Raw genomic sequence first — 13,121 nt, forward strand, 5'->3', positions numbered from 1 at the left:
GAAAGGTGTTCAGGCGGTGGTGGCCAATGCCTTGCGGCGGTTCACGGCATCGGCCGCGCTGGTGATGCCGGTGGCGGGGTCCTTGTCGGCGCCCAGGTAGGCCTCGCGAATCACGGTGGAGCGTGCGAGCAGCTTCGCCGGGCCACTGGCCACAAGCGTGCCGCGTTCGAGCACGTAGCCGCGGTCGGCCACGGCCAGCGCCTTCTTCACGTTCTGCTCCACCATCAGCACGGTGGTGCCGGCATCGGCGATGCGGCGCGCAATCGCCAGCAGTTCGTCGACCATGCGCGGCGCCAGACCGAGCGAGGGCTCGTCGAGCATGAGCAGGCGCGGCGCGCACATCATGGCGCGCGCAACGGCCACCATCTGCTGCTCGCCACCACTCATGGTGCCAGCCATCTGCGTGGCGCGTTCCTTCAGCTTGGGGAAATCGGCAAAGGCCTGCTCCAGCCGGCGCGCGCGCTCGGCCTTCGGCACCAGCCAGCCACCGAGCTCCAGGTTCTCGGCCACCGTCATCTGCGGAAACAGCTGCCGGCCCTCGGGCACCAGCGCCACACCGGCCTCCACGATCTCGTGCGTTTTCTCGGCCAGCTCCTCGCCATCGAGCAGCACCGTGCCCATGCGCGGGATCAGGCCGTTGAGCGCCTTGAGCAGCGTGGTCTTGCCCGCGCCGTTGGGGCCGAGCACCACGGTCAGACCGGGCTGGATGTCGAGCTTCACGTCGCGCAGCACAAGGAAAGCGCCGTAGCCGGCCGAAAGGCCGTCCACCTTGAGCCGGGCACGCGCACCGCCGCCGAGCTCGAACGGGGTCTGGCGGTACCACATCATGCGGTGGCCTCCTCTTCGCTCATCTCGTCGCCCAGGTAGGCCTCGATCACCTCGGCGTTGCGCACCACCTCGGCCGGTGTGCCGTCGGCGATCTTGCGGCCCTGGTGCAGCACGATCACGCGCTCCACATGGCGCAGCAGCGTGGTCACAGCGTGCTCGATCCAGACCACGGTGAGGTCCAGTTCGTCACGCAGGCGGCGGATCAGGCGCGCCATTTCCTCGAGTTCGAATTCGGTCAGCCCAGCGGCCACTTCGTCGAGCAGCAGCAAGCGCGGGCGCGTGGCCAGCGCCATACCGATCTCCAGCAGGCGCTGCTGTGAGGGCGTGATGGCGGCGGCCGGCAGGCCGGCCTGCGCGCTGAGACCAATGAGGCCGAGGATGCTCTCGGGCGTGCGCAGCACCCAGGGCACCGTGGTCTCTTCGCCCCAGAACACGTACTTGCGCGGGCGCCGGCCGGCGAACTTCAAGCCGAAGGCGATGTTGTCGCGCACCAGCATGTCGCCGAAGGTGCGCGGCGTCTGGAAGGTGCGCGCCAGGCCATTCGCGGCGAAGCGGTGCGGCGCCTTGCCGGCCAGTTCGCGGCCCTGCACCTGCAACGTGCCGCTGCTGGGCTTCGTCACGCCGGAAATGGCGTTGAAAAATGTGGTCTTGCCCGCTCCGTTGGGGCCGATGATGCCGACGAGTTCACCGGGCATGAAGCGCGCGCTGACCGCGTCCACGGCGGTGAGGCCACCGAAGCGCACGGTGACTTCGCGGGCATCGAGCAAAGGTAGGGCTTCAGTAGACATGGCGCCGCTCCCGCTGTTCTTTCTCGCGAAGCTTTCGCCGTTTCGTCTCGCCGCTCAGGTCGTCCTTGATGTCTTTCCACCAAGCCTTGGAGCTGTCGCGCCAGCCCCGGAAGGTTTCAGCGCGCAGCGAAGCGAGGCCACCCGGCAGGTACAGCACCGAGAGGATCAGCAGCAGGCCGAGCGACATCATGTAGACCTGCGGCACCTGCAGGCGCAGCGTCTCGGCCAGCACACTGAAGACGATGGCGGCAATCAGCGGACCCCAGAGCGTCATGGCGCCGCCGATGAGCGCGATCAGCACGGTCTGAAAACCAATGAAGGGGTTGAACACGGTGTGCGGGTCGATGTAGGTCCAGCGCACCGACATGGCCGCACCCACCGCGCCGGCCACCGCCGCCGTGAGGGCAAAGCCGGCGATCTTCACCAGGCGCGTGTTCACACCCAGGGTCTGCGCGCGTTGCTCGTCGGCGCCGATGCCGAGCATGGCCAGGCCGAAGCGCGTGCGGCGGATGCCGATGGACAGCGCCACCGTGAGCACGGCGAGCGCGAGCACGGTGAAGTAGATGGTGTCGCGCTCGGGCACCACCATGAGCACGCGGCCCACGGTGCCGGTGACGCTCTTCTCGAAATAGCTGATGGCATGGCGGATGAGCTCGGTCATGCCGAAGGTGAGCACCGCGAAGTAGGTGCCGCGCAGGTGCAGCACGGCAGCGCCCATGATCACCGCCACGGCCGCTGCGATGAGTGCACCGAGCGCAATGGCCTGCACCCAGGGCACGGTCTCCAGCAGCAAGGCGCTGGTGTAGGCGCCGATGCCGAAGAAGGCCGAGGTGGCCAGCGACAGGTAACGCGTGGTGCCGCAGAACAGCGCCCAGCTCGACGACAGCGCCACGTACATCAGGCAGGTGAGCGCCATGGAGACGATGAACTCGCTGGCGAAGCCGGGCAGCGCGATCGCCCAGCCGGTGAAGCCGAAGAGGACCAGCAGGTCGCGGATGAGGAATTGACGAGAGTTCATGCGAAGTCGGCTCCGCCGGGCCGCCCCAAGGGGCCGACAGCCCCCTCGGGGGGCAGCGAAGTACACGAAGTGACGAGCGTGGGGGTCATGCTTTTCTTGTTTTTCTGGCGAACAGGCCTTCGGGGCGCAGCAGAAGCACGCCGATGAACACCACATAGCTCAGCAAGGCCTTGAGCGAAGGATTGGTGAAGTGCATGCCGATGGCCTCGATCACGCCGAGCAGCAGGCCGCCGGCCAGCGCGCCGCCCATGCTGCCGAAGCCGCCGAGCGTGATGACGATGAGCGCGGTGACGGTGTAGGGCTCGCCCATGGACGGGCTGATGGTGTAGGCCATGGAGAGCAGGCAGCCCGCCACGCCGGACAGACCCAGGCCGATGCCGAACATGAGCGGGTGCAGGCGCTTGGTGTCGATGCCGACGAGCTGCGCGCCGATGGGTGACTGCATGAGCGCACGCACACCCTTGCCCAGCAGCGTCATGCGCAGCAGCACGATGAGCGCGCCGGAGAACAGCAGCGCCAGCGCGAACACCAGCAGCTTGTTGACCGCGAACTGCGCATTCCCGCCGGGCAGCGGGATCGACAGCGGTTGCGTGAGGTAGTCGTAGCCGCGCAGGTCACCGCCCCACACGTAGGAGATGAAGTTCTGCACCAGAAACATGAGGCCGAAGGCGACCATCAGACCGCGTGCCTCGAACACATCGAGGTTGGGCGAGGTCGCCGTGAGCCGCCGGAAACACAGCCAGTGCACCGCCACGCCCAGCGCCATCAGCAACCCGAACGAGACCGGAATCATCCACAGCGGAGACAGCCCGAACGAGGTCTGAACCATCCAGGTGACGAAGGCGCCGACCATCAGGAATTCACCGTGCGCGATGTTGAGGATGCGCATCAGCCCGTACTGCAGGTTCAGCCCGAGCGCGACGAGCGCATAGATGCCCCCGGTGATGAGACCGGAGGCGATGAGTTCGAGCCAGGAAGAGAAGGACATACGGGAGAGAGAAGAAACTGATCCAGAACGTCGCGGAACCGGCTTTGCCGGGCCGCAGACGTTGCCCCTTGAGGGGTGACGCGCCGCAGGCGCGGCGCGGGGGGAGCTCTACCTCCAGGCGGGTTTGGCCGGATTCAGTTTGGCCGTGGCCACCTTCTGCGGCCACACCACCTCGAACTCGCCGTTCTGCCACTGGCCGACCGTGCCCGGCGTGCCGACGTTCTCGCTGCCGCTGAACTTGATGTCGCCGATGATGGTCTTGTGCGTGGTGTTGGCCACGTAGTCGCGGATCGCCTTGCGGTCCAGGCCCTGCGCCTTCACCGCGTTGGTGAGGATCTCCAGCCCTGCCCAGCAGGCGCCGCTGGCCCAGCGATCGGGTTCCTTCTTCTGGCTCGCCACGTGGGCGTCAAAGTAGGCCTTGGCACCTGGGCTGGTCTTGCTGTTCCACGAACCCATGCCGAGCACGCCTTCGGCGCCGGCCGGCGTCATCACGTTCTTGTACAGCGGGAACGCGGTGCCCACCGAGGCGTAGAAGAATTTCGGGTTGAAGCCGATTTCCTTGCTCTGGCGGCTGGCCAGGATGGTGTCGGGCGGGTAGGTGAAACCCACGAACGCGTCGGGGTTCTTGTCTTTGATGCTGCGCAGCGTGGGGCCCAGATCTTTCACGCCACCGGGGTAGCTGGTTTCCTGCACCAGGCTGATGCCGGTGCCCTGCAGCGCCACCTTCAGCGCCGAGTAGTTCTCGAGACCGAACAGGTCGTCCACATAGACCACGGCGACCGTCTTCACGCCATTGGCCTTGAACATGTCGACCAGCGCGTCGCACATGGGCTTGGGTTGCTGCAGCAGCAGGAAGAAGTAGGGCAGCTTCATCTCGGCCAGGCGGCGCGAGAGCGCGGTGGGCGCGAGGAAGGGGTAGCCGAAGCGGTTGGCCAATGGCGCCACGCCGAAGTTGGCGTTGCTGCCCCAGGGCGGCAGGATCAGGTCGACCTTGTCGCTGCCCATGAGCTTTTCGTAAGTGCGAATCACGGTTTCCATGTCGCTGCGGTCGTCGCTGCTGATGAGCTCGATCTTGCGGCGCGTACCTTTCACGTCCAGGCCGCCGGCGGCGTTCTGCTGCTCGGCCCACAGCAGGTAGTTGGGCTCCTGGCTCACCTGCGCACCGCCGGTCCAGGGGCCGGTGCGCGACATGGAATAGCCGATGCGAACGGGCGCGGGCTGCGCCAGCAACTGAGGGGCGATGGACATGGCGCCCACCGTGGCGGCGGCGCTCTTGATGACCAGACGTCGAGTGGGATGGACCATGGTTGTCTCCTGGCGTTGTGGTTGACCGAGCCCTCATGCTAAGCAGAACAGGCGCCGCACGCTATGCCGTCGGTGCACTGCCGGCTTGTCGGAGCGTGCACAACGGTGCGGGTTAACCCTTGAAATCGCCTGGCGCGCTGCTCGATCCCGCCGTCGATAATTTGGTCTACCGTCCCACCCCGGAAACCCCACATGACTTCTTCCTCCGTGATGAGCACCGACATCGTCGCGCCGGGCGAGCGCGCGGCGATCTGGCGCGACTGGGTGTGGACGCATTTCGGCGGCCTGGAGTCGGACCTGTACGGCGACACGGTGTTTGATGGGCACATGTCGGCCTCGCACGCGGGCGACGTGGTGCTGACCAAGCTGGAAGCCAACCGCCACCGCGTGCTGCGCAGCCCCCAGCTGGCGCGCGGCAGCGAGCGCGCCTACCTGAAGATCGTGGCGCCCTGGCAAGGCAGCGCGGCGGTGCAGCAGCAGGGCCGCGAGGCCTGGGTGCGCCCGGGTGGCTGGGCGATTTACGACACCACCGGCAGCTACGAAATCGCCAACCCGGAGCGGGTGGAACACCTGATCGTGATGTTGCCCAAGGACCAGCTCACGGAACGCGGGTTGCGGCTGGAGCCGCTGATGGCGCGGCACGTGGGCGGCGTGAGCGGCATCGCACGCGTGGCACTGGAGACCATGCGCGCCACTTACCAGGAGCTGCCGGGCATGAGCGAGAACGCGGCGCGCGGTGCGGGGGAGCTCATCGTGGAACTGGTGCGGCTGTCGCTGCAGGAGCTGGCGGGCAAAGGCAACGCCACCACGCAACTCGAGGCGTTTCGCGACCGCATCCGCGAGCACATCGGCCAGCACCTGCGCGACCCCTCCCTCACGCTGGACCACATTGCCCAGGCCTTGAACTGCAGCAAACGCCATCTGCACAACGCCTTCAGCGCCGAAGACGACACGCTGGCCCACTACATCCAGCGCCAGCGCATCCAGGCCTGCATGCGCGAACTCTCCAACCCTTCACGCTCGCAGCGCACCATCACGGAGATCGCTTTCTCCTGGGGTTTCAACAACGGGGCGCATTTCAGCCGCGTGTTCCGGGAGCACACGGGGCAGTCGCCCAGCGATTTCCGGGAATCTGCCCTGAGGACCCGTTCGGCGATCTGAGCGGGTGCCTGTTCGCTGCGCGATGGCGTCAGCGAACCGAACAGGCCAATGAGACCTTGTGAGCCAACTGCTGCAAAGCCTGCCAGGGATCCGCAGGCCAGGTGGGCACCTTGAGACCCTTCACGATCCCATCCACCGTGTGCGCATCGTCCAGCCAGCGAGACAGCGTGGCCAGGTTCAGCAAAGGCAACGCTCGCTCCATGAGCTTCTCCTTCACACCCCACACCCGGTTCTCGCGCAGCGCCATCGGCAACGGCCGCCCTGCATCCAGCGCCGTGCGCACGCGGTGCAAGGTGCGGATGTCCTCCGACAGCGCCCAGTGCACCAGCACAGGCGCCTCCCCCTCGGCCTGCAAGCCCGCCAGCATGCGCTGCACCCGCTGCACCTGCCCGCCCAGCACCGCTTCTGCCAGCTTGAAGGCGTCGTAACGCGCCACATTCAGCACCGCCGCCTCCACCTGGTCGAAGGAAAGTTCACCTTGAGGGTGCAGCAGCGCCAGCTTCTGGATCTCCTGGTGCGCGGCGAGCAGGTTGCCCTCTACCCGGTCGGCAAAGAACTGCAGCGTGCGTTGGCCTTCTTCGCCCGCCGCCACGCGCTGGCCCTGCTGCTGAAGGCGCTGTGCGATCCAGGCCGGCAGCGCCTTGCGGTCCACGGGGTCGAACTTGATGGTGGCGCCGAAACTCTCCAGCGCCGCGAACCAGGCGCCCTTCTGCGTGGCCATGTCCAGCCGCGGCAGGATCACCAGCGTGAGCGTGCTGTCGTTGTCCTTCGCGGCCTCGGCGATCTGCTGCAGCGCCTGCGAGCCGTCCTTGCCCGGTTTGCCGGACGGGATGCGGATCTCGATGAGTTGCCTGTCGGCGAACAGGCTCATGGAGCCACCACTGGCCAGCACCTCGCCCCAGTCGAAATGCGCGCCAGCCACGGTGTGCACCGTTCGCTCGGTGTACCCCTGTTCGCGCGCGGTGGCGCGGATGGCGTCGGCGGCTTCCTGCACCAGCAGTGGTTCATCGCCATGCAGGGTGTAGAGGCTCCTCAGCCCTTTCTGCAGATGGACAGCAAGTTGCGGTGCGGCGATCTGCATGGGCGCCCGGTCCTCAGAGCGACTTCACCGCCGCGAGCCGTCGCAGCACCTGCTGCACGATGTCGCCCTGCATGTCGCGGTACAGCATGGCTTCTTCGGCGTCCTTGGACAGCACGGCCGTCTCGGTGAAGCTGATGTCGCGCTCGAGCAGCAGCTCGGTGTCATCGATCAGGGTTTTCTCGTTGGCGGCGCGCAGGCGGAAAACGAAGCGCGTGCGCAACTGCAGTTCACGCACCTGGCCCGCCGCCGTCTGCCCCACCACCGCGCGCTCGCGCTGGTCGGTGACCACGGTGAGCACCACCTGCGCGGGCTGAGTTGGCTGAGTGGGCTGGGCGGCTGCCGAGGTCAGCACCTGAAGACCATTGGCCTGCAACGCCTCACGCAGCTCGCGCGCCACGGCCGTGCCCTCGTTGCCTTGCAGACGGATCGTCTGGAAGGCAAAGGTGGGCGCCTTGCGCAACGCGAAGCCACAACCCGCCAGGCCGAGCGAAGCCAGACCGATGGCCATGTCCAGCAGGACGCGACGGCGTGGCAGAAGATCGGGGCGGGCAACGGCATTCATGGATCGAACCTCAGACAACGATGTTGACCAACCGGCCGGGCACCACGATCACTTTCTTGGGCGCGGCACCCGCGGCCTGCTTGATGAACGCCTCGCTGGCCAGCGCCGCTGCCTCGATGACGGCCTTGTCGGCACCAGCGGGCACGGTCACGCTGCCGCGCAGCTTGCCATTGACCTGCAGCACCAGCTCGATCTCGTCGCGCTGCAAGGCCGATTCGTCGGCCTGCGGCCAGGGAGCATCGAGCAGCTCGCCGCTGTAACCCAGCTCGCTCCAGAGCGTGTGCGTGATGTGCGGTGTGGCGGGATAGAGCGCGCGCAGCAGGATGCCGAAGCCTTCGGCCTGCGCGGCGGTGTCGCCCGCACCGCCGTCGCCCTTGAAATCCTCCAGCGCGTTCAGCATCTTCATGGCACCCGAGACCACGGTGTTGTATTGCATGCGCTGGTAGTCGTAGTCCACCTGCTTGAGCACGGTGTGGATCTCCAGCCGCAGGGCCTTGGCGGCCTTGGACAGCGGCTGCTTCGACACGCCAGCCGCCAGCGCGCCCAGGCCACCGGCAGCGGAGAGCTTCACACCAAAGGCCCACACGCGGCGCAGGAAGCGGTAGCTGCCCTCCACCGCCGCGTCGTTCCACTCCAGCGTGGCCTCGGGCGGCGCGGTGAACATGGTGTACAGGCGCGCGGTGTCGGCGCCGTACTTCTCGATCAGGTCCTGCGGATCGACGCCGTTGCGCTCGCTTTTGCCCATCTTGCCGACGCCACCATACTCGAGCGGTGTGCCATCTGCGGCCCTGCCACCGGCAATGCGCCCTTCGGCGTCAAGAATGGGCGTTACTTCGAGGGGCGGGTGGTAGTGTTTGCCGCCCTTCTCGTCACGATGGAAGTAGATGTGGTTGAGCACCATCCCCTGGGTCAACAGCCGGGTGAAGGGCTCATCGACCGTCAGCAGGCCGAGATCGCGCATCACTTTGGTCCAGAAGCGTGCATACAGCAGATGCAGCACCGCGTGCTCAACGCCGCCGATGTACTGGTCCATCGGCATCCAGTACTTCGCACCATCGGCCACCATTGCTTCAGTACTGGCCGGGTCGCAGTAGCGCATGAAGTACCACGACGAGTCGACAAAGGTGTCCATGGTGTCGGTCTCGCGGCGCGCGGCCTTGCCACACACGGGGCAGGTCACGCCTGCGTGAAAGCCCTCGTGCTTGTGCAGCGGGTTGCCGGAGCCATCGGGCACGCAGTCGGTGGGCAACACCACCGGCAGGTCCTTCTCGGGCACCGGCACGGCGCCGTGCTCGTCGCAGTGGATGATGGGGATGGGCGTGCCCCAGTAGCGCTGGCGGCTCACGCCCCAGTCGCGCAGTCGGAAGGTGGTCTTCTTCTCGCCCATGCCCTTGTTGGCCAGCAGCGTGGCCACCTTGTCCACGGCGGCCTTGTAGGCCAGGCCGTCGAGCACGCCGGAGTTCACACACACGCCGCGCTGCTTGTCACCATACCAGTCGGCCCAGACATCGGTGCTGAAAACCTCGCCCTCGACCGACACCACCTGCCGAATGCGCAGGCCGTACTTGTTGGCGAACGCGAAGTCGCGCTCGTCGTGCGCGGGCACGCCCATCACCGCGCCATCGCCATAGCTCATCAGCACGTAGTTGCCGACCCACACCTCCACTTCATCCCCTGTGAGTGGATGCGTGACGGACAGGCCCGTGGACATGCCCTTCTTCTCCTGCACCGCGAGTTCGGCCTCGGTGGTGCCACCGGTCTTGCATTCCTCGATGAAAGCGGCCAGGGCGGGGTTGCTCGCGGCTGCGTGCATGGCCAGCGGATGTTCGGGCGCCACCGCGCAGAAGGTGACACCCATGATGGTGTCGGCGCGCGTGGTGAAGACGTACATCCGGCCGCCGCCGATCGGCGCACCGCTTTCGTCCTGGATCGTGTGCGGGAAGGCAAAGCGCACACCCTCGCTCTTGCCGATCCAGTTCTCCTGCATCAGGCGCACCTTGTCGGGCCACCCATTGAGCGTGGCCTTGGGGTTGCCGATCTGCACATGCTCGAGCAGTTCCTCGGCATAGTCGGTGATCTTGAGGTAGTAGCCGGGAATCTCGCGCTTCTCGACTGGCGCGCCGGTGCGCCAGCCCTTGCCGTCGATCACCTGCTCGTTGGCCAGCACGGTCTGGTCCACCGGATCCCAGTTCACCACCTGGGTCTTGCGGTAGGCAGTGCCTTTCTCCAGCATCTTCAGGAACAGCCACTGGTTCCACTTGTAGTAGCTGGGATCACAGGTGGCGATCTCGCGCGACCAGTCGATCGCCAGTCCCATCGCCTGCAACTGCTGCTTCATGTAGGCGATGTTGTCGTAGGTCCATTTGGCTGGCGGCACCTTGTTCTTGAGCGCCGCGTTCTCGGCCGGCAGGCCGAAGGCGTCCCAGCCCATGGGCATGAGCACGTTGTGGCCGGCCATGCGCAGCTGCCGTGCCAGCATGTCGTTGATGGTGTAGTTGCGCACGTGGCCCATGTGCAGCTTGCCGCTGGGGTAGGGCAGCATCGAGCAGGCGTAGAACTTCTTCTTGCCGGCGACTTCGCTCACGCGGTAGGCGTCGGTGGCGTTCCAGTGGGCGTGCGCGGCGCGCTCGACATCTTGGTGGGCGTACTTTTCTTGCATGAACCAGGATCCGGACAGGCCGGGGACGGGGTGAGGGGGAAGACGGCGCGCTGCAGCGCGGGAGATGCCGGATTTTAGGCCTTGGCCCGCGCCCGCCCGGTGGCGGCGGCTTTCAGCGCGCGGGGGCCGGCGGCGCGTCGGCCACGAAGCCGATGCGCGAGAGCCCGGCCGACTGCGCCAGGCCGATGAGCTGCACCACCTGACCATAAGGCACGCTGGCGTCGGCGCGCAATTGCAGTTCGGTCGATGGGTCGCGCCGCGCGGCTTCCTGCAGGCGCTCGCGCAGGGTGTCCTGGGACACAGGTTGGCCATCCCAGTGGATCTGGCCCCGGGCATCGACCTCGACCGAAACAATGGCTTCGTTGCCCGCCTGCGCCAGGCTCGGCGTCTCGGCCTGCGGCAGGTCCAGCGCCAGCCGACTGGCCATGAACGGCGCAGCGATGATGAAAATGACCAGCAGCACCAGCATCACGTCCACCAGGGGCGTGACGTTGATGTCGCTCATGGGCTGGTGGCCCACGGGCTTCTCGAGCCCACCGAAGCTCATGCCCCCACTCCCTTGTGCAGCAATTCGCGCAGATCGCGCGCAAAGCCCTCCAGATCGGCCTCGATACGGGCGATCTGCCGACCCAGCACGTTGTAGGCCAGCACCGCGGGAATGGCCACCGCCAGGCCGGCGGCGGTCATCACCAGCGCCTCACCCACAGGGCCGGACACCTGCTCGATGTGGAAGCGCCCTTCCTGGCCGATGCCGGTGAGTGCGTGGTAGATGCCCCAGACCGTGCCGAGCAGGCCGACGAAGGGCGCGGTCGAGCCGACCGTGGCCAGCAGCACCTGGCCGAACTGCAGGCGGTGCAGCACGCCGTGCAGGGCACCGCGCAGCACGCGCGTGAGTTGCTGCGACCGATCGGCCGAGGTGGCCAGGGTCCGGGGTGCGGCATCGTCGAGGCCGCGCGCGGCCTGCAGCAGCGGCAGCACGATGCGCTGCGCATCGAAACGCTCCAGACGGCGCTCGGCGTCGTCGAGATCGGCCGATTGCCAGAACGCCGCTGTGCTCAAGGCCACGTCCCGCGCAGCGCGGCGCAGCATCCAGCCTTTCCAGAGAATCACCACCCAGCTCGACACCGACATGGCCAGCAAGAGCAATGCGACCACACGACCCAGCGCATCGGCCTGCGCCAACGTCTGCAGGAGCCCCTGGCCCACGCCGTCGGTCATTTCAGTGCGAGGACGTCGAACATGTCGTACAAGCCGGCCGGCTTGTCGGCCAGAAAACGCACGGCGCGCAGGCTGCCTTGCGCGTAGGTGGCGCGGCTGCTCGACTTGTGCGTGATCTCGATGCGCTCACCGGTACCGGCAAACAGCACGGTGTGGTCGCCCACGATATCGCCACCACGGATGGTGGCGAAACCGATGCTGGACGGGTCGCGCTCGCCGGTCACGCCTTCGCGGGCGTAAACAGCGCAATCCTTGAGGTCACGGCCCAGCGCGTCGGCAATCACCTCGCCCATCTTGAGCGCGGTACCGCTGGGTGCATCCACCTTGTGGCGGTGATGGGCCTCGATGATCTCGATGTCGTAGCCGGTGGACATGGCCTTGGCCGCCATCTCCAGCAGCTTGAGCGTGACGTTGACGCCCACGCTCATGTTGGGCGCCATGACGACCGGAATCCGTTTGGCGATCTGCGCGATCTCCACCTTCTGGTCGTCGGAAAACCCCGTGGTGCCGATCACCACGGCCACGCCGTGCTTCGCGCACTCGCGCAGGTGCGCCATGGTGCCTTCAGGGCGCGTGAAGTCGATCAGGTACTGGCTGCCCGAAAGGCCTTGCGACAAGTCGGCGGTGATGGTCACGCCAGTGGCATGGCCGGCGAAGGCACCCGCATCCTGTCCAATGGCGGGACTGCTGGCGATGTCGAGCGCGCCCGAGAGCACACTGTCGCCGCTGGCACGCACCGCTTCCACCAGCATCTGCCCCATGCGCCCGCTGGCGCCCGCCACGCAGACCCGCAAGGGGCCGCTCATTGAGCGCCCTCCAGGGGCGGGTAGTTCGCATCGGCCGGCGCGCTCGGCGGTGGCGTCACCGGGGTGCCGGGGTTGCGCTCCTGGAAAGCCTTGAGCTGTTCAGGCGTGGCTTCCAGGGGCAGCACCTTACCCATCTTGCGGCGCGAGTCGAGCGAGGCCACGAACTCCACTTCGCTGGGCAATTCATCGGATTCGACGCGATCCAGCACATCGCCCTTGAAGAAAGCGGTGAGCTTGCGGCGCTGCGGCTCCTGCCCCTGGCGCTTGTAGGTGAACACGTAGTCCCAGCGTTCGGCATGGAACACGCTGGTGAGCAGCGGCGAACCCAGCACGTCGCGCACCTGGGGGCGTGTCATGCCCGGCTTGAGCAACTGCGACTGTTCGCGTGTGACCACATTCCCCTGCAGGATGTCGATCTTGTAGGGTGTGACGAGGCTGGTGAGGCCGTAGGTGCCGTCGCCATAGCCTGAGCAGGCACCCAGGCTCACCAGTGCCAGCGCACAGACGATGACCCGCACAAGACGGGGGCGATTCAGGGCAGCAATGCCGTGATGACCAGATGAATGCATGAGAGCGGGCCTTGTAAGCGCGGAGCCCTGTATGTGAACCGACGGAAATTGCGGCGGGCACAGGGCGCTGGCGATATGATCCGGTCATTGTAGTCCCGGGTCCCCACAGCGTCGGACCGCCTCTTCCAACCGCACGCC

The 13,121-nt window shown here is 66.7% G+C and carries 13 protein-coding genes; 1 reads left to right on the plus strand and 12 read right to left on the minus strand.

Annotation, left to right across the window (positions count from 1 at the left end; all coding sequences use genetic code 11):
- Positions 1 to 9: 9 nt before the first annotated feature.
- The 5 genes from ACTIF6_RS02270 to ACTIF6_RS02290 form a co-directional block, all read right to left on the minus strand.
- Positions 10 to 828: an ABC transporter ATP-binding protein gene (locus ACTIF6_RS02270; RefSeq protein ID WP_439586374.1), complete on the minus strand. Its 819-nt coding sequence runs from the start codon at positions 826 to 828 to the stop codon at positions 10 to 12.
- Positions 825 to 1,616, minus strand: a complete 792-nt coding sequence (locus ACTIF6_RS02275; protein WP_439586375.1) for an ABC transporter ATP-binding protein — start codon at positions 1,614 to 1,616, stop codon at positions 825 to 827. The genes ACTIF6_RS02270 and ACTIF6_RS02275 overlap by 4 nt, the downstream gene beginning before the upstream one ends.
- Positions 1,606 to 2,634, minus strand: a complete 1,029-nt coding sequence (locus tag ACTIF6_RS02280) for a branched-chain amino acid ABC transporter permease (protein WP_439586376.1) — start codon at positions 2,632 to 2,634, stop codon at positions 1,606 to 1,608. Before ACTIF6_RS02280 ends, ACTIF6_RS02275 begins: the two co-directional genes overlap by 11 nt.
- Before the next feature lie 85 nt (positions 2,635 to 2,719).
- Positions 2,720 to 3,622, minus strand: a complete 903-nt coding sequence (locus tag ACTIF6_RS02285) for a branched-chain amino acid ABC transporter permease (RefSeq protein WP_439586377.1) — start codon at positions 3,620 to 3,622, stop codon at positions 2,720 to 2,722.
- 108 nt (positions 3,623 to 3,730) lie between these two features.
- Complete coding sequence (locus ACTIF6_RS02290; RefSeq protein WP_439586378.1) at positions 3,731 to 4,927, minus strand: amino acid ABC transporter substrate-binding protein; 1,197 nt, start codon at positions 4,925 to 4,927, stop codon at positions 3,731 to 3,733.
- A 192-nt stretch (positions 4,928 to 5,119) separates the two neighbouring features.
- Here ACTIF6_RS02290 and ACTIF6_RS02295 point away from each other — a divergent pair, with 192 nt between their 5' ends.
- Positions 5,120 to 6,088, plus strand: coding sequence for a helix-turn-helix domain-containing protein (locus tag ACTIF6_RS02295; RefSeq protein ID WP_439586379.1), 969 nt, complete (start codon positions 5,120 to 5,122; stop codon positions 6,086 to 6,088).
- Positions 6,089 to 6,116: 28 nt separating this feature from the next.
- On the opposite strand, the gene holA is transcribed toward ACTIF6_RS02295, so the two are convergent.
- The 7 genes from holA to ACTIF6_RS02330 form a co-directional block, all read right to left on the minus strand.
- Positions 6,117 to 7,169, minus strand: coding sequence for a DNA polymerase III subunit delta (gene holA / locus ACTIF6_RS02300; protein WP_439586380.1), 1,053 nt, complete (start codon positions 7,167 to 7,169; stop codon positions 6,117 to 6,119).
- Positions 7,170 to 7,182: 13 nt separating this feature from the next.
- On the minus strand, positions 7,183 to 7,731 hold the full coding sequence (locus ACTIF6_RS02305) for an LPS-assembly lipoprotein LptE (RefSeq protein WP_439586381.1): 549 nt from the start codon (positions 7,729 to 7,731) through the stop codon (positions 7,183 to 7,185).
- Between the two features lie 10 nt (positions 7,732 to 7,741).
- A complete protein-coding gene (gene leuS / locus ACTIF6_RS02310; RefSeq protein ID WP_439586382.1) occupies positions 7,742 to 10,390 on the minus strand; it encodes a leucine--tRNA ligase in 2,649 nt (882 codons plus the stop codon).
- Between the two features lie 112 nt (positions 10,391 to 10,502).
- Positions 10,503 to 10,937 (minus strand): ExbD/TolR family protein, encoded by a 435-nt coding sequence (locus ACTIF6_RS02315; RefSeq protein ID WP_439586383.1) that lies wholly within the window; start codon positions 10,935 to 10,937, stop codon positions 10,503 to 10,505.
- Positions 10,934 to 11,608, minus strand: a complete 675-nt coding sequence (locus tag ACTIF6_RS02320) for a MotA/TolQ/ExbB proton channel family protein (protein ID WP_439586384.1) — start codon at positions 11,606 to 11,608, stop codon at positions 10,934 to 10,936. Before ACTIF6_RS02320 ends, ACTIF6_RS02315 begins: the two co-directional genes overlap by 4 nt.
- Entirely contained in the window at positions 11,605 to 12,414 is an 810-nt protein-coding gene (gene dapB, locus ACTIF6_RS02325; RefSeq protein ID WP_439586385.1) for a 4-hydroxy-tetrahydrodipicolinate reductase, read from the minus strand. The genes ACTIF6_RS02320 and dapB overlap by 4 nt, the downstream gene beginning before the upstream one ends.
- On the minus strand, positions 12,411 to 12,983 hold the full coding sequence (locus ACTIF6_RS02330; protein WP_439586386.1) for an outer membrane protein assembly factor BamE: 573 nt from the start codon (positions 12,981 to 12,983) through the stop codon (positions 12,411 to 12,413). Before ACTIF6_RS02330 ends, dapB begins: the two co-directional genes overlap by 4 nt.
- Between the last annotated feature and the right edge of the window lie 138 nt (positions 12,984 to 13,121).

Source organism: Hydrogenophaga sp., from assembly GCF_051860785.1.
Taxonomy (GTDB): domain Bacteria; phylum Pseudomonadota; class Gammaproteobacteria; order Burkholderiales; family Burkholderiaceae_C; genus Hydrogenophaga.